This window comes from Amycolatopsis sp. NPDC031561 (assembly GCF_055580625.1).
Genome location: NZ_JBVILA010000019.1, coordinates 26,056 through 40,144 on the forward strand (window position 1 = coordinate 26,056; position 14,089 = coordinate 40,144).

Consider the following 14,089-nt stretch of genomic DNA (forward strand, 5'->3'; position numbering starts at 1 on the left):
CTCCAGCGAAGGAGCAGATCATGAAATATGGGATGGGCAACGGGAACGCCGTCCTCGATCGGCGAACTGTGGAAATCAGGCCCCGGGGGCGCGTCAGACGTCGGCTCGTGCCGATGCTGGTCGCGGTGACCGGGATCTTCGGTGCCATCGGCCTGACGGCGGCGCCGGCGTCCGCGGAACAGACGTGCAACTTTCCGGGGAACAGCACCGTGTGCTTCTCGATCGACCGGATCAGCAACGGGAATTTCGCCGTTCACGTCGGCATCGATGTGCACGTCGGCCTGGAAGAAGCCCAGGAGTACATCGACGATTTCGGTGACCCGTTCGTTGTCTGGATTCGCGGCGACGACGATGGAAAGCTCGTCGAGTTCCTCTTCACCGTCCCGCTCACCAAAATGGGGGCGAGCGCCGGATTCGGGCTCAGCGGGGACTTCGACGCGGTCGTGCCCGGCGTCCGGCTCGACGAAGACAAAGGGAGCCGAGACGAGGTGCGCGCGACGGTCGCCTTGATCGACACCGATACCAACAAAATCGACGCGACCTATGTCTCGAACCGGATCGACGGAAACTGGCCCTAGCCCGTCCGGCACCAGACCCGTATCGGGTCACGAAGACGAAATTCCGGTAAGGAAACAGGGATAAAGGGGAGAATGCCATGCGAAAGTCAGTGATCGGTATCGGTGCGATGGCGGCCGTCGTCGGATTGTCCGTCGCGCCTGCCGCTGTCGCGGCACCCGGCTCGGCGGGGCCAGGGGGAGCCGGTGCGCTCGCGTCGGTGGTGATCCAGGCCAAGCGGATCCCGGTGGACAACCGCTACATCCCGCCGCGGGTCGGGGGCGACGCCGACTTCAACGGGCACGGTCCGGACGTCTTCGCCAGCGCGACGCTGGTGGGGGTCGGGACGAATCGGTTGCGGGTCCGGATTTTCATGGACGCGATCGAAACGAGGTCGGACTTCACGCATGCGCGCGGAACATCGCCCGATTTCCTGATCTATGTCGCGCCGCCGGGCCAGTGCGTCCAGAGCGTCAGCCGGGGCGGCTATGAAGAGATCCGCTACCGCGACACCGACCACGCGGTCGACGCGTTCGGAGGTCAGGTCACGGACAGCTTCGTCAGTGGCTGGTCCTTCGTCGGGGACACCGACGGCTCGGAAGCGGGCACCAGAACGGGCGTGGCCTTGACCACCTTCAGTTTCGTCGCCAACGTACAGCCGTGCTGAGGCCGGGACCATTCGGCTGAGCGCGGTGTTTCGCAGCTGGGGGTACGCCCGAACCGGGCGTGCCCCCGCTGCCGTGTCACACGTATCCGTAGCCCGGCTTCCCGCCTTCCCTCGCGCTCCTCGGTCTCGTCCGGCCCTGTTCAGTCGCATCTCGCAGGTCTACGCTGAGGACGCGCGTCCTCCTGACGAATCCCAGGGCGCACCGGACATCCGCTCCGGACCTCGGCGGCGCTGGCAGTGTTCCGCCGACGCCCAAGGAGGCAGCGGATATGTCATCCGCTTCGCTCGACATGAAGACCGAGCGGCCGATCCGCGCCGCGAGTATCACGGCCGGGGCCGGGCTGCTGCTCATGTCCGTGCTGGCCGGTTTCGGCAAGTTCGTCGCGGTGGACGGGCTGGTGACACCAGGAGACGCGGCACAGACGGCACGGGACATCACCGAGTCCGCGGGGTTGTTCCGGCTCGGTATCGTCAGTCTTGTCATGGTGATCGCGCTCGACGTCGTCGTGGCATGGGGCCTGTACCGCGTGTTCAGCCCGGTGAACCGGAATCTCTCGATGGTCGCGGCCGCGTTCAGGCTCGTGTACTCGGGCGTTTTCCTCGTCGCGATCGGACAGCTCTTCAAGCCACTCCGCCTGCTCGCGGACGATGCCTACCTCGGGGTGTTCAGTACGGACCAGCGCAATGCCCAGGCGCTGCTGGACATCACCGCGTTCAACGACCTGTGGATGGCTTCCCTCGGCCTGTTCGGTGCTCACCTGCTCGTCCTGGGCTACCTGGCGTACCGATCAAGTTATGTGCCGAGGGTGCTGGGTGCCCTGCTGGCCATCGCGGGTCTCGGCTACGTGATCGACAGCTTCGGCGTGATGCTTTCCCCGGGTACTTGGACCGATGTCTCCACGTTCACCTTCCTCGGCGAGTTCCTCCTGGCGCTGTGGCTCGTGATCCGGGGCCCCCGGGTCACCTCGACCGGTTCCTCCAACTGAATAGAGAGTGTGAATTCCCATGGCGGCACCCGAAAGATCGATCGCTCCTCCGGTCGCCGGCCCACTCGCCCGGCCGGGCGAGCCGACGACGGCGTCCACCCGCAAGACCGCGGTCCTCATCGGACTGTTGTTCCTCGCCGCCACGGTCGCGTTCATCTTCGCCGACTCGCTCACCACCGAGGTGCTGAACAGCCCGGACTTCCTGACCGAAGCTTCCACGCACACCGCCGCGCTGGCCACCGGTGCCCTTCTGCTGGCCGGGCAGTTCGGGGTGGTGGGCATCGCCGTTCTCCTCTTCCCACTGGTGAAACACCACGGCGAAGCACTGGCGTTGGCGCACGTCGGCTTCAGAGTCACCGAACTCGCCGCGAGCCTGTTCTACCTGGCCGTCCCGCTGATGGTGATCGAACTCGGAGCAGGTCTGCGTGACGGCACGATCGACGCCTCGACGTCGGCGAGTCTCGGCGCTTCGCTGAAAGCGCAACAGGGCGTCGCCACCTTGTTGATCTATCTGGTCGTCACCGCGGCGGGCCTGTGCATGTCCATTCTGCTCTATCGATCGAGGCTCGTCCCGCGCTGGCTCGCGGTCCTCGGCATCGTCAGCTACCCGACACTGCTGGCCGGCTGCATCCTCGACCTGTTCGGCGTCGTGGACGTGACGCAGGGCGTCGGGCTCGTCGCGCTGGTTCCGGGTGGCGTCTTCGAGGTGGTCTTGCCGATCTGGTTGTTCGTCAAGGGATTCACCTTCCCCAGCCCCGGCTGACAGTGGATTGCTTCACTGCCGCAAAGGGGACCGGACCGTGAAGGTGGGGGAGGTGTAGAGAGGCGCCGTCGATTTCGAGGCGGATCACCGGTTGCCACCTGTTCGGCGTCCTGGACGGCGGTCTTCCGTAGGTGCGCCAGCCGGACCTGCACCCGTGTTTCGTGTCGGTGCGCGCGGTTCTCCCCTCAGCGGTGTTGCTGTTCGGGTGGTTTCGCACCCCTGGAGACGTCGCCGGGCTCGACGGCGGTGGTTCGATGCCGGGATCAGTGATCCTCAGGGGTCCGGATCGGGTGCCGGCTCGATCTTTCCCTGTTCTGGTGCCGTTTCGTCGGATCGCCACAGTGGTGGCGGGAGATCGTTGCCGGGCCCGTGTTCCATGTTCCAGCCGCCCTCGACACGGGTCCACACTCCGGCGGACACCAGCTCGGCGACTCCTGCGGACGGTTCTCTGTGGGCGACCGCGTCGAGGGCGTGATCGGGCACGAATCCGGGGGTGTGGCTTGCCGATGTCCAGGCTCCCGATCGCATCCACAGGGCGAACGCCTCGTTGCTCAATTCCCGGAAAACAGGGTGGTCGACAAGGTCGGCCTGAAAGCTAAAGCTCATTTGGCAACGGTAGTGGTGAAACGGCCGGATTCGGGGAAACGCACCCAGATGAGGAAAGGTCTCGGTATCGCACGGAGTTCGAATTCCGGTGCCACGCCAATTTTGAGCACGGCCTCGGCGACAACGAAGTCACGTTCAGTGGTAGGCATCGGAGCCACCCGTCAACTGGGCTCCCGAACCACGACGGTGCCGAAGATCCCGGGCACCGGCTGGCTCAGGAGAAAATCAACCCACAGGGGAGCGCGGCATGCCCGCTGGCAGGTATACGGCTCGCCTCGATGTCGGGTGGCCCGCCTGAGACCACATCCCGACCGACTTCCGGACGGTCTGCACAGCCTCACGATTCACCACCCATCGTAGCGCGTTCCCCCACGGAAATCGGAAACACGCACACCCGTTCGCCGAGGATCGGTGCCGATGCCGCGGGAGTACACTGGAGAGACCGCCGGTGTTGAGACACGTATTCGTGACGACCTCACCGGCGTTGCCCCAGCCCCCGGCCGATTTCCCACGGAACAGCCGATTCGGGAGTGTGGCGCGATGCCGATCATGAAAGACGCAGAAACGCAGGTTCCGCCGTGGTGATGCGGCCTGTGAGAAGTCTCGACAGCGTCAGAGCGAATCCCTACGAGGTCGATCACGACCAGCGTTACCGCGGCGTGCGCCGGGTGGCGTCGTCGGCTAAGGACGTCGAGGACTGCGCGCTCCTGCTCGCCATCCTCGGCCTCGAACCCGCCGACGGACTGCAGCGCTGACGTTCGCCTGGCCGAACAAGATCACGAATCGGTGGACGAACCCGATGCCTTGGGGAGAGGTCTGCCGCACGTTCCTCACCGATTCCGCGATGTGACACTGACACGATCGGGTTAACCCGATCTATCTGACGTGACCCGGCCCCGGCTTGCCATGGCCGAGGGAACCCTTGATGTCTAAGGGAATTCAGGCACTCCTGAACGACTACGGGCTCCGCGCGGGCAACGAACGATGGTTGCGTTCCCGCGCGAGCGGTGCAACGGTACGCGCCGACAGTCGACCGGCCCCGGTTCCAACACCGGTACCGGGGCCGTCACCGCTCCAGACCGTGGCGGGTCACACCCGAACCCGTCTCGTCAGGAGCCTCGCCATGGACAAAGCCCGCCTAGCGAAACTGTCGATCTCCCTGGATATACGGCGCATCCGCGCCCTTCACCTGATGCGGTCGGTGCGGTTCTACCTCGCCGTGGGCTGCGAAGTCCGCCGGTCCGGCGACGGGTGGGTGCAGCTGCGCAACGGCGACATCCTGTTCCTGCTCGAACAGAGCGACACCAGCACCCATTCTGGAATCAGCGCCCCTGAGTTGAGCGCCGGCAATCTCCTGCATCTGTGCCGCCGCCTCTGGTCGGCCAGTATCGACACCAGTCCGATCAGCTACCCGGCCTGCGCGCCAGGCGGCCGGATCACCACCCGCGATCCCGACCTGCATCCGGTGTCGATCAGCCAAGCGGAGAGCCGCTAGCAACCACCCGCCACCGACCTGTGAGCTGATGCCGCAGCTCTGTCGACGTCGGCCGCCGACTCAGGTTTCCCTTGTCCGGCATCAGCTGCCACAACCGCTCCACGTGCGCGAAGAGCTCACCGAGCCGGCCCGGAGGCAGTGCGGCACCGCCCGTTGCCGCGGTGCGCACGATCCGCGGCAGCATGTCGTCCCAGATGGCCGTCCGGGGCAGGATCGCGACGACTCGGCACTCCACCGCCAGCAACAACTCGTCGTCCTTGAGGTCATCGATGATCAGCACGACAGGCCGGCCGATCTCACTGGCCACCCGGCGCGGCGCGGCGACCACATCCGCGGACAGGGTGGTCGAACGCCGCGGCCGGCGCCTGGGCGGACCTGTGACCAGGTTGGCGGCGGTGGTGGGCGAACTCGTCGAGTCCGGGCATGCCCGTGTCATCGCCCACAGTTCCTTTGCCGTTGCCGAATTCGGCGTGCCCCTTCAGTCCCGCACCGGAGATCGGAGACATCCGGGACAGCCCCTCGCTGCCCCGGGTCTTGTGCCACCGGGATTGACGCGTGGCTGGTGACTCGAGCGGATGACAGGCGTGCACTGAACCTCAGCGGGCCCTGCCGATGTTTCGGTCCGCGTCGGAGCCTTGGAGCATGAGCGTGGTTTCCTCGATACGGCTGAAGCGCCCGTCGGGCGCGAACTCGCCGAGAACGTAGACCTCCGTGCGTACGGTCGATCCGTCGGTCTTGGTGACCTCGACGGTATGGCGATCGGCGTAGAGGGCGCCGTCGTACAGTTCGTCATGGACCTCGATGGACCCCGCGGTCACGATCGTGCGCAGGTGGGCGATGTGCTCGACAAACCCCTCGCGGTCGGCCCACTCACCGTCGGTGCGTTGGCGGTAGTCGGGGGCGAAATGCCGGTCGGTGGCCTCGTGCAGGTCGAGATCGGGGGTGAACAGCAGGTCGGTGAGGGCGGTACGGATATCGGTCCGATTCATGGAGATCCTTCATGCTGGAGGTAATATGCGTGCGCCACGCACGCACTACGAGGAAGCTAGCACATGATGCGTGCGCGGCGCACGGTAGTCTGCGGAAATGCAAAATGAGGTGGGAGGCGAGATCGCCGACGTGCTGGGTGTGTTGCTCAGGCGCGCTACGCGGGTCCAGCTGTACAAGAAGCTGACCGCCGACATGGGCGAGGCGCTGGACGAACTGACCTACCCGGTCTTGAGCGCGGTGGCCAGGGTCGGCCCCCGAAGCGCGGCCGACCTGGCCTCAGAGGTGGGGCTCGATCGCTCCGGCGTCACCCGTCACGCCTCCAGGCTGGAGCAGGCCGGGTTGCTCTGCCGCGAGCCCGACCCCCTCGACCGGCGAGCGACCCTACTGGTCCTCACTGAGCACGGTGAACGAGCGGTGGACGAGCTACGCCGCCGTCTGGCCGCTCATATCACCGCAAGCATGAACACCTGGCCGCCGGGCGAAGCCCAGACGTTCGCCCGCGGCCTGCGCCGGTTCGTCACCGAAGGCCCCTTTACGTGAGCCGTCGAGCAGCCCTCGGCCAGAACGAATTACCGCGAGAACGGCTGGTCGACGAGCACGCCGCCACGATCGCCTATCGCACAGTGTCGCCCTGCCGGAGAAATCCGTTACGAAAACCTCTCTTCCGCGGTGCGACGAGTCTGCTTCGGACGGTCACTTCGGTGATGATCGCCTTCGTCCTCTCCGGCCGGTCGTTCTTCGATCCTGTAACCGGGTGTGATCATCGGCGGCGTAGCGAGCCCAGGTTCATCCAGCGTCGGTGACCAGGCGACAGGTGCGGTCGGTCGGGTAGCCGATCGGGATGCTGATCCCACTGTCCTCGACCAAGCCGTCCTCTTCGGTGAGCTGCCGCGGGGATTGGCCGATCGCCGTCCTGGGGTGGCCGTGTCCACCCGCTCCGGCTTCGGCTGGGACGACCCGAACCCGGCGTTCGACCCGGACCAGCAGAACGCGTTGATCTGCAACGAATCAAGCGGTCCCCGCGACTTCGAAGCGCACTGGCGCAACCACCTCGCGCTGTCCGCCGAACTCCCGGTCGCCGGCAGTCACGGCTCCTACGACGGCTACTGCGTCGGCTGGCCGTTGCCCGCCACCACGTGGCACTTCAAGGCGGGTAAGAGCCCACTGCAGCTCGTGGGTCACGCCTACGAGTCGGTCACGCCGCTACCGTGGGCCCACGACATGCGCGCCCACATCGGCGGCTCGCTCCTCACCGTCGAGGACGACATGCACGGCTCACTGTCAATCCTGCCGTGCGCCTCGAAAGCGGTCGAGTTCTTCGACACCGGCAAGACCTCCGACGCCATCTGCCCAGGTGCTCCGATCCCCCCCCCCCCCCCGGCGGCCTAGGACTCCACCAGCCGTGGCTGGACCACCGCGGCGCAGCCCTGTGCCCGGGCGTCGGGGCCGAGCACTGGGCCCGGCCCCGACGGACTCGGGCATCAGACAGTGGGCGCGGCGCCCGCCGTGATCGCTCCGGTGCGGATGGTGTGGCTCTCGGGGGTGGCGTTGACCGCGCCGAAGTCCCAGGGCAGGGTGATCCGCGGGTCGCTGGTGTCGCCGCGCGGGCTGGTCTCCTGGGGCGCGGTGATCGTGATCGCCAGCGGTGTTTCCTGCCGCGGCGCACCGATCGCGCTCCAGTGCAGGGGGATGTAGGCCGAGGAGCCGTTGCCGATTTCCACCGACGGGGCGTCCGGCGCGGCGTCAGAGGAGAGCAGCACGTCGCGTGCCCCGACGAGGTCGATCGGCAGCGTTCCGGGCAGGGTGCAGGTTTCGCCCTGCTTGGCGGTGAACTGGATGGCCGCGTCCCGGCCGCCCGCGCCGGCCCCGCCGTAGACGAGCCGAGTGGTGACCTGACCGGACGTGCAGTGGAAGTCGGTAGGCATCGCGCCGGCGGTACCGGCGGCCAAGACGGTGGCCCCGGCCGCCGCTCCGGCGACCAGCAGGACCGCGGCGCTCCGACGGATGTTCGTGTGAGTGGTCATCGTTCTTTCCCTTCTGCCGTAATCGCTCTCGCCACAGAAGATGCCCACGCCACAACCTGGAAATGCGCCGAAGTGAGATTGATCAGCCGGAAGCAACCTGGATCGGGCCGGTGCGTCTACACGATTACCGGCGCGATTTTGCCCGGGCTTGAAGAAATCTCGACCGGACCGTGACTGCCGGCTCCGGCTGGGCACGTCCACACCCGCGGCGGGCAGAAAGAAGAACGACTTCTGTCTACGGTTGCGTGCCTTGGATGTCTTCTTCCCAGGGGACGCACCGCACAGCATCCGCGTGTTCGGGCGAGCGGCTGCCCGTGCTGATGGGCACGCCAGCGATCGGCGCCTGGCTGCGCGGTCTTCCCGGTGCCCTGCTCAGGACGCAGGGGTGAAGGTGAGCCCGAGTTGGAGGGCGAGACCGAAGTGGTCCTCCAGGTGCCTGCTCCACACGATCCGGCCGTGTTCCAGCCGGTGGACGTCGATGGCCTGGAATTCGACCTTCCTTCCCGTCCCGGCCACGCCCAGCAGTTCGCCTGTGTGGACCCCGCGGCACGTGCTGCTCACGGCGACCCGGTCGCCGTCCACGACGACGTCCTCGATGACGAGTTCGAGGTCGCTGAGCGCCGTGCGCAGATAGGTGACGGTAGCCTTCCAGCCCTCGGGGCCGCCGGTGCTCAGCGCGGGCACGGCTTCCCAGTCGGGCGCGAGCACGGCGTCGACGAGCGTCAGATCGCCGGTGCTCAGTGTGGCGTAGAACTGCCTGACTACGGTGGCGGCTTCGGACATGGTGGTGTCGGACATGCTGAGGAAACTCCTTGAGTGGTCTATAAGTTCAGTCGATCAGTGAATTCTAGTGTGCCGTTCACTTATGAGGCTGCAAGGCGAGATGACACACACAGACGGAGCGCCCGCCCGCGGGAAGCAGCACCGCGGAAAGGAACTGTGCCGCCACACCTTGGTCGCGGTTTCCCGACTTCCCGAACTCGGTGAGCGGCGGGCGCACGTCGTAGGTGTGCGGATCGTCGAGTTTGCCGGACCACGTGCCCATGAGCCGATGCACAATTCGGAGAGAAACCTTCAGGTCTTCGAAACGGCCCGATCACACATCGAGGTCAGCTTCGAGCCTGAACAGCGATCTCCTCGGCGAAGGCACGCGCTCTGCCGCCGTCCTCCGCATGCCAAACCACGCCGAGCACCGATTCCGGCAGCCCGGTGAGCGGTACGAAGACGACCGAATCCCGCCGTCCTTGGTGTTCGGCTGTCGAGCGGCACAGCACCATGCCGCCCTGGCCTGCCGCGGCGAGACCCATGCCTTCCTGCAGTGTGCCGACGGTCGGGCCGCGCGGTATCCGGCGGCCGCCGGGGGTGATTTCGGGGGCTTGGGCGTGGCGCCAGTATTCCGGGGCCGGACCGCGGAGCCCGATCAGAGGGCATTCCGCCAGCTCCTCGACGGTGACGGACTCCCTGTGGGCGAACCGATGCCGAGGCGAGATGGCGAGCATCTGCGGCTGACGAGAGAAAACCGGGCCGAGGATGAGATCCGGTTCCTCCACCGGAAGCAGCACCACCGCGGCGTCGATCTCTCGACGGCGGAGCGAGCCGAACGGATCGGCCAGCGGGATTTCGGTGAGCTCCACCGCGCAGTCCGGGTGGTGCTGCTCAAATCCGCCGATGGCGTTCGCGAGGTGGTCGTCGATGATGCCCTGGAAGCCGATTCGCAGCACGCCGCCGATCCCTCGCGCGGTGGACCGGGTGTGATCCACGGCGGCCCGCAGCGCCTCATAGGCCGGACGCAGGTCGGCGAGGAACTTCTCTCCCAGCGGAGTCAGTTCCACCCGGCGGCTCGTGCGCTCGACGAGCGTCGCGCCGATCCGTCCCTCCAGTGAGCGGAGCAGCTGACTGACCCGGCTCTGAGAGACGTACAGGCGTTCGCCTGCCCGGCCGAAGTGCAGCTCCTCGGCGAGTACCAGGAACGCCTCCAGTTCACGGATCTCCAGGCCGCTCATCGGTCTTCTCCTTCCGCGGATCCAGTAGTCCTGCTCATGGAAGGATGAGACATCGGCCGTTGTTCCCGGCAGCGGGCGACGGTTGCCTGGAACACGTGACGACAAAGGAAACCGAACAGAGGAAAAAGGGCTGGCCGGCGGTGATCTCGCTCGCCGGGGCGACCTTCACCGTGGTCACCTCGGAAATGCTGCCGGTGGGCTTGCTGACCCCCATCAGTCGCGACCTCCAGGTCACCGAGGGTATGGCGGGTCTGACACTCACGGTCACCGGTCTGGTCGCCGCCGTCTCCGCACCCCTGCTGATCCCGGCGCTCGGGAATCTCGACCGGCGGGCCGTTTTGTGCGCGTTGATGGCGCTGCTGGCGGTAGGGAATCTCCTGGCGGCGTGGTCGCCCGGCTTCGGCGTCATGCTGGTCGCCCGAGTCCTCGTCGGGATCGGCATGGGCGGAGTGTGGGCGATCGCCGCGAGCCTGGCCGTGCGGCTGGTTCCACCGCGGTCGATCGGATCCGCGACTTCACTGATCTTCAGCGGAATCGCCGTGGCGTCCGTGCTGGGTGTACCGGCAGGCACCTGTCTCGGGGAACTGGTCGGCTGGCGGATGGCCTTCGTAGGTGCCGGCGGCCTTTCGCTGGTGGTAGTGGCCGCCCTGGTGATGTCACTGCCGTCGTTGCCGACGGAAGGGGCCGTTCGCCTGGGCGCGATGCTGCGGCTGGCCGGTGTGCCGCGGGTGCGCCTCGGGCTGATCGTGGTGGCGCTGATCGTCATCGGGCATTTCACCGCGTACACCTATGTCCGGCCGGTCCTGGAAAAGGTGTCCGGGGTCAGCGCGGGGCAGATCGGAACGCTTCTCCTGGTCTACGGGATCTTCGGGGTCGCGGGCAATTTCGCCTCGGGCGCCGGAGCGGCGCGATCACCACGGGTGACCTTGCTGGTGCTCGGCGGGACTTTGTCGGCCACGATGGCGCTGGTTCCGCTCCTGGGGCTGACCACACTGGCAGCCGTGGCGCTCTTGGTGGTCTGGGGCCTGGCGTACGGCGGTGTCTCGGTGGCCGCGCAAGCTTGGATGCTGGCGGCCGCCCCGGAGGCTCGTGAGGCGACGTCGGGTCTGTTCGCCGGAGTGTTCAACGCGGCGATCGCGGTGGGAGCGTTGGTCGGCGGGCTGGCCACGGACGCGGCCGGGACCACCGCGGTGATGTGGCTCGGTGGGGTGTTCGCGGCCGGGGCGGTGCTGGTTCTCGCCACCGCCGGTGGCCGGTCCGCCTAGCAGGTCATGCGGGTTCGCGGACGTCGCGCAGGAACGCGAAGCGGCCCGAGGTGGCGACCGTCCTGAGTGGACAGTGCTGCCCGGCCTTGGTCGGACACATCTTCAGCCCGGGCGAAGGCAGGGGAACCGCGCCGGTCCCGCACGCGTCACAGTGACACTGAATGCTACGATGTCACATCGATCTGAGGGAGTGTGTCACATGTCGACTCGGTTCTTGCCCGTGCTCGCCGCGGGACTCGTTCTGCTGGTCACCGCGTGTTCCGGTGACGGCGGCGGCACCGACCCGGCGGCGACCACCGGCGATACACCGTCCGATAACTCGGCCACGGCCCAGTCCGGCCCGAAATACACGCAGTTCGCCGACTTCCCCGGTCAGGCCCTCGTCACCACGGAACCGGGCCTGGACCTGGCGATACAGGTCAAGGCCGTCGACGTCGTCTGGACGCCCGAACTGGCAGGCGTGTCGGCGAAGGCGGGAAAGCACTACGTCGCGGTGTATGTGGCTGCGACCGGAGAGCTTGCCGATCGTGGCGTGCAGCGAGCCAAGATCAAGTATCTGCAGCTCCGTCACCTCAACACGGCCGGGAAAACGTGCGACCCGTATCAGCCGAAAGAGGTCCCTCAGTACTGCTTCACCGAGGCATACCCCGCCAGCGACCTCAAAACCAAAGTCGCGGACAAGACGTGGCGCGACGCCAGTTGGTCGGCGGACTCCCTGATGGGCAGGAACATCGACCGGGGCGAAACCGTGATCGGCGTGGTCGGCTTCAGTCTGGAGGACGGCGCGAACACCGAAGGCCTCCAGCTCTGCGGGCCGACCAAGGGGACGACGGTCGACACCGATCGTTTCCCGTGTGTCCCGATCCCGAAGCCGGAAAGCGTGTGAAGTCGACAAGTCGAGGCGGCCAGAACGGACCCACCCCTGTTCTCCGGATACGACACGAGCGGTGAGACCCTGAAAACCGTGTAGGTTCTTCCCCGTCTCATGGATGGCTTCATGGCAATCTCATTCGTCGTCGGGGCGCAGCAGGCCCGTGGCGCGGGCGCACAGTTCGTCCACGACGAGACGAAGTCGGTGGATGCCTCCAGGTCCGGGGTCGACCAGGTCAGCGCGAAGTTCTCCATGATCGCGCGGTGGCGCGCGTAGCCGGTCAGGGCCTGCTGGTAGAAGTCGGTCAGTGCCGCTGATCTTGGTGCACCACGCCGGGGCCAAGACAGGGCGCGAGCGGATTTGGGCGAAAGAGGTAGCGCTCGTCCCGAAGCGCGGGTCCTTCTGATCGGTCGATGTCCGGCGTGGAAGCGGTTGCTGGAGTCCGCATTGGACGGCGAGATCGCCGATCACCTGGGCTACGACAAGCACGACCCAGCCGGTCGGGCGATCGCCCGACACTGAGGATGGCCGAGTACCAGTCGTCGCCGACCAGCACCACGCGGCCTCGACGATCTGCCCGCCGCGGCGGGCGACCGCACCATGCGTGTCGCCCGCAACGGCATCGAGCCCTCAGGCCGGGTCGGCCGGGACACTTGCTTCACCGTGTCCACGTGAGACATGGTCGAAGGTGGATGGATCAGTACGGCAGGACGTACGCGTGGCTCATGTCGGAGTCGTGCGTGGTGGTCGAGTTGCGTGAGTCGGGGAGTCCGGTGGCCGTTCCCTGGATGCCGGCGGTCTCGCCGTCCAGCCATTCGGCTTTGACGTAGGCGTTGAACCGGGGGATGCAGCCTGGTTCCTTGCTCACGGTGAAGTCCGCTTTGTTGAGTGGCACGTATTTGTGGTGTACCCAGTACGGCACTTCGTGTGTGGCCTGGATGCTGCTGTCGGTTTTGCAGAGTGTGCCGTCGGACTTCCATTGGTTGATGAAGAGCGTGAACTTCACTTGGGACGTCTTGTACTTGTCGCATGGCGTGTTCGGCCAGCAGATCATCAGTTCGACGTCGCCGACCACGTTGAGGCCCTGCACGGTCGTGGGGAGGGTGAAGTAGTCGAGCGCGGGCAGTCGCACCACCGGGGTGCCGGAGTTGAGGCCGTGCACTCCCGCGCCGACGCTGGATTGCACCGGTTGCCCGTCGGTGGCGTTGGTGACCGAGGTGTCGGCGAACGTGAGGTACCCGCTGTCCAACCGGTAGGTGGCGTCGTTGGCGCCGAGCGAGTTGCCCCGCACGTTCGCGGTGCAGGTGACCGTGCCGGCGACGCCGGGGTGGATGAGGAAACGGGTGTAGAGCGTCACGTCCTGCAACGGCGAGCCCGAGTTCGTGTCGTACACGTTCTGCCCGATCACCATGTTCTTGCTCCAGCCGCCCGGGCCCCGGCAGACGACCTCGTTGTCGAAGAGGCTGCGGATGGTGGCGTTGTTGACCCGCATCTTCGAGACCACGTATGCGGTCTGCGTGGCGGTCATGTTCAGCGAGACGGTGCCCACGGGAGTGACGTTCTGGTCGACCCCGCCACCCGGTGGTAGCCCGGGCGCCAGGATCGTTCGCGGGGTGAAGGTCACGGATGTCGCCGCCTGTGCGGGCGTGGCGACCAGCAGACAGGCGACCAGTGCCAACACCCCCATCACGGCCAGGGAACGGAATTTCACGTCGGATCTCCTTGTCGGTATTTCCTATTCAGGACCCGGTGGATACCGCATCGGCGCATACCGAAATGATGTCCGATCGTCGATACGCGCCACCCGCTGGAATCGCGCATGCTTCCGGTTCATGACGAAGATGCAGGACGCATGTGCGGTGAT

20 protein-coding genes are annotated in these 14,089 nt (G+C 66.5%); 12 read left to right on the plus strand and 8 right to left on the minus strand.

What is annotated here, in order from left to right; genetic code table 11:
• Positions 1-20 precede the first annotated feature (20 nt).
• The 4 genes from ACZ5IK_RS30455 to ACZ5IK_RS30470 all read left to right on the plus strand — a co-directional run bounded on the left by ACZ5IK_RS30455 (position 21) and on the right by ACZ5IK_RS30470 (position 2,971).
• Positions 21-578: a hypothetical protein gene (locus ACZ5IK_RS30455; protein ID WP_465490843.1), complete on the plus strand. Its 558-nt coding sequence runs from the start codon at positions 21-23 to the stop codon at positions 576-578.
• 77 nt (positions 579-655) lie between these two features.
• Positions 656-1,222, plus strand: a complete 567-nt coding sequence (locus ACZ5IK_RS30460; protein ID WP_465490844.1) for a hypothetical protein — start codon at positions 656-658, stop codon at positions 1,220-1,222.
• Between the two features lie 269 nt (positions 1,223-1,491).
• Positions 1,492-2,208, plus strand: coding sequence for a DUF4386 domain-containing protein (locus ACZ5IK_RS30465; protein WP_465490845.1), 717 nt, complete (start codon positions 1,492-1,494; stop codon positions 2,206-2,208).
• 19 nt (positions 2,209-2,227) lie between these two features.
• On the plus strand, positions 2,228-2,971 hold the full coding sequence (locus ACZ5IK_RS30470; RefSeq protein ID WP_465490846.1) for a DUF4386 domain-containing protein: 744 nt from the start codon (positions 2,228-2,230) through the stop codon (positions 2,969-2,971).
• Positions 2,972-3,244: 273 nt separating this feature from the next.
• Here the strand turns inward: ACZ5IK_RS30470 and ACZ5IK_RS30475 are convergent, their stop codons facing one another.
• Positions 3,245-3,577 carry a hypothetical protein gene (locus tag ACZ5IK_RS30475; RefSeq protein WP_465490847.1) on the minus strand — a complete coding sequence of 111 codons (333 nt, stop codon included), beginning with the start codon at positions 3,575-3,577 and terminating at the stop codon, positions 3,245-3,247.
• 593 nt (positions 3,578-4,170) lie between these two features.
• Here ACZ5IK_RS30475 and ACZ5IK_RS30480 point away from each other — a divergent pair.
• Both ACZ5IK_RS30480 and ACZ5IK_RS30485 read left to right on the plus strand, forming a co-directional pair.
• Positions 4,171-4,332, plus strand: a complete 162-nt coding sequence (locus ACZ5IK_RS30480; RefSeq protein ID WP_465490848.1) for a hypothetical protein — start codon at positions 4,171-4,173, stop codon at positions 4,330-4,332.
• Between the two features lie 368 nt (positions 4,333-4,700).
• Complete coding sequence (locus ACZ5IK_RS30485) at positions 4,701-5,072, plus strand: hypothetical protein (RefSeq protein WP_465490849.1); 372 nt, start codon at positions 4,701-4,703, stop codon at positions 5,070-5,072.
• Here the strand turns inward: ACZ5IK_RS30485 and ACZ5IK_RS30490 are convergent.
• Positions 5,050-5,508, minus strand: coding sequence for a hypothetical protein (locus ACZ5IK_RS30490; protein WP_465490850.1), 459 nt, complete (start codon positions 5,506-5,508; stop codon positions 5,050-5,052). The two genes, ACZ5IK_RS30485 and ACZ5IK_RS30490, sit on opposite strands and share 23 nt — an antisense overlap.
• 160 nt (positions 5,509-5,668) lie before the next feature.
• Complete coding sequence (locus tag ACZ5IK_RS30495) at positions 5,669-6,061, minus strand: nuclear transport factor 2 family protein (RefSeq protein ID WP_465490851.1); 393 nt, start codon at positions 6,059-6,061, stop codon at positions 5,669-5,671.
• A gap of 97 nt (positions 6,062-6,158) precedes the next feature.
• Here ACZ5IK_RS30495 and ACZ5IK_RS30500 point away from each other — a divergent pair, with 97 nt between their 5' ends.
• Positions 6,159-6,602, plus strand: coding sequence for a MarR family winged helix-turn-helix transcriptional regulator (locus ACZ5IK_RS30500; RefSeq protein ID WP_465490852.1), 444 nt, complete (start codon positions 6,159-6,161; stop codon positions 6,600-6,602).
• 378 nt (positions 6,603-6,980) lie between these two features.
• Positions 6,981-7,451, plus strand: a complete 471-nt coding sequence (locus tag ACZ5IK_RS30505; protein WP_465490853.1) for an alpha/beta hydrolase — start codon at positions 6,981-6,983, stop codon at positions 7,449-7,451.
• Between the two features lie 92 nt (positions 7,452-7,543).
• Here ACZ5IK_RS30505 and ACZ5IK_RS30510 read toward each other — a convergent pair whose 3' ends face one another.
• The gene (locus ACZ5IK_RS30510; protein ID WP_465490854.1) at positions 7,544-8,086 is read right to left on the minus strand and encodes a DUF4232 domain-containing protein; all 543 of its coding nucleotides are present in this window, start codon (positions 8,084-8,086) and stop codon (positions 7,544-7,546) included.
• Positions 8,087-8,340: 254 nt separating this feature from the next.
• Between ACZ5IK_RS30510 and ACZ5IK_RS30515 the strand changes: the two genes are divergently transcribed.
• Positions 8,341-8,475 (plus strand): hypothetical protein, encoded by a 135-nt coding sequence (locus tag ACZ5IK_RS30515; RefSeq protein WP_465490855.1) that lies wholly within the window; start codon positions 8,341-8,343, stop codon positions 8,473-8,475.
• Here ACZ5IK_RS30515 and ACZ5IK_RS30520 read toward each other — a convergent pair.
• The 3 genes from ACZ5IK_RS30520 to ACZ5IK_RS30530 all read right to left on the minus strand — a co-directional run bounded on the left by ACZ5IK_RS30520 (position 8,459) and on the right by ACZ5IK_RS30530 (position 10,089).
• Entirely contained in the window at positions 8,459-8,884 is a 426-nt protein-coding gene (locus ACZ5IK_RS30520) for an ester cyclase (RefSeq protein ID WP_465490856.1), read from the minus strand. The genes ACZ5IK_RS30515 and ACZ5IK_RS30520 overlap by 17 nt on opposite strands.
• Positions 8,885-8,945: 61 nt before the next feature.
• Entirely contained in the window at positions 8,946-9,131 is a 186-nt protein-coding gene (locus tag ACZ5IK_RS30525; RefSeq protein WP_465490857.1) for a hypothetical protein, read from the minus strand.
• A 64-nt stretch (positions 9,132-9,195) separates the two neighbouring features.
• Positions 9,196-10,089, minus strand: coding sequence for a LysR family transcriptional regulator (locus tag ACZ5IK_RS30530; RefSeq protein WP_465490858.1), 894 nt, complete (start codon positions 10,087-10,089; stop codon positions 9,196-9,198).
• Positions 10,090-10,184: 95 nt separating this feature from the next.
• Here ACZ5IK_RS30530 and ACZ5IK_RS30535 point away from each other — a divergent pair, with 95 nt between their 5' ends.
• The 3 genes from ACZ5IK_RS30535 (at position 10,185) to ACZ5IK_RS30545 (ending at position 12,501) form a co-directional block, all read left to right on the plus strand.
• Positions 10,185-11,354: an MFS transporter gene (locus ACZ5IK_RS30535; protein WP_465490859.1), complete on the plus strand. Its 1,170-nt coding sequence runs from the start codon at positions 10,185-10,187 to the stop codon at positions 11,352-11,354.
• Between the two features lie 199 nt (positions 11,355-11,553).
• Entirely contained in the window at positions 11,554-12,240 is a 687-nt protein-coding gene (locus tag ACZ5IK_RS30540; RefSeq protein ID WP_465490860.1) for a hypothetical protein, read from the plus strand.
• A gap of 111 nt (positions 12,241-12,351) precedes the next feature.
• Positions 12,352-12,501: a hypothetical protein gene (locus ACZ5IK_RS30545; RefSeq protein WP_465490861.1), complete on the plus strand. Its 150-nt coding sequence runs from the start codon at positions 12,352-12,354 to the stop codon at positions 12,499-12,501.
• A 421-nt stretch (positions 12,502-12,922) separates the two neighbouring features.
• On the opposite strand, the gene ACZ5IK_RS30550 is transcribed toward ACZ5IK_RS30545, so the two are convergent.
• Complete coding sequence (locus ACZ5IK_RS30550) at positions 12,923-13,936, minus strand: hypothetical protein (RefSeq protein ID WP_465490862.1); 1,014 nt, start codon at positions 13,934-13,936, stop codon at positions 12,923-12,925.
• Positions 13,937-14,089 lie beyond the last annotated feature (153 nt).

What these genes read in the sequence shown, in the direction of transcription:
- ACZ5IK_RS30545 (WP_465490861.1), top strand. Translation starts at nt 12,352, where the DNA reads ATGGCAATCTCATTCGTCGTCGGGGCGCAGCAGGCCCGTGGCGCGGGC.
- ACZ5IK_RS30465 (WP_465490845.1), top strand. Translation starts at nt 1,492, where the DNA reads ATGTCATCCGCTTCGCTCGACATGAAGACCGAGCGGCCGATCCGCGCC.
- ACZ5IK_RS30475 (WP_465490847.1), bottom strand. Translation starts at nt 3,577, where the DNA reads ATGAGCTTTAGCTTTCAGGCCGACCTTGTCGACCACCCTGTTTTCCGG.
- ACZ5IK_RS30525 (WP_465490857.1), bottom strand. Translation starts at nt 9,131, where the DNA reads ATGGGCACGTGGTCCGGCAAACTCGACGATCCGCACACCTACGACGTG.
- ACZ5IK_RS30485 (WP_465490849.1), top strand. Translation starts at nt 4,701, where the DNA reads ATGGACAAAGCCCGCCTAGCGAAACTGTCGATCTCCCTGGATATACGG.
- ACZ5IK_RS30540 (WP_465490860.1), top strand. Translation starts at nt 11,554, where the DNA reads ATGTCGACTCGGTTCTTGCCCGTGCTCGCCGCGGGACTCGTTCTGCTG.
- ACZ5IK_RS30495 (WP_465490851.1), bottom strand. Translation starts at nt 6,061, where the DNA reads ATGAATCGGACCGATATCCGTACCGCCCTCACCGACCTGCTGTTCACC.
- ACZ5IK_RS30520 (WP_465490856.1), bottom strand. Translation starts at nt 8,884, where the DNA reads ATGTCCGACACCACCATGTCCGAAGCCGCCACCGTAGTCAGGCAGTTC.
- ACZ5IK_RS30455 (WP_465490843.1), top strand. Translation starts at nt 21, where the DNA reads ATGAAATATGGGATGGGCAACGGGAACGCCGTCCTCGATCGGCGAACT.
- ACZ5IK_RS30530 (WP_465490858.1), bottom strand. Translation starts at nt 10,089, where the DNA reads ATGAGCGGCCTGGAGATCCGTGAACTGGAGGCGTTCCTGGTACTCGCC.
- ACZ5IK_RS30490 (WP_465490850.1), bottom strand. Translation starts at nt 5,508, where the DNA reads ATGACACGGGCATGCCCGGACTCGACGAGTTCGCCCACCACCGCCGCC.
- ACZ5IK_RS30515 (WP_465490855.1), top strand. Translation starts at nt 8,341, where the DNA reads ATGTCTTCTTCCCAGGGGACGCACCGCACAGCATCCGCGTGTTCGGGC.
- ACZ5IK_RS30500 (WP_465490852.1), top strand. Translation starts at nt 6,159, where the DNA reads ATGCAAAATGAGGTGGGAGGCGAGATCGCCGACGTGCTGGGTGTGTTG.
- ACZ5IK_RS30470 (WP_465490846.1), top strand. Translation starts at nt 2,228, where the DNA reads ATGGCGGCACCCGAAAGATCGATCGCTCCTCCGGTCGCCGGCCCACTC.
- ACZ5IK_RS30510 (WP_465490854.1), bottom strand. Translation starts at nt 8,086, where the DNA reads ATGACCACTCACACGAACATCCGTCGGAGCGCCGCGGTCCTGCTGGTC.
- ACZ5IK_RS30460 (WP_465490844.1), top strand. Translation starts at nt 656, where the DNA reads ATGCGAAAGTCAGTGATCGGTATCGGTGCGATGGCGGCCGTCGTCGGA.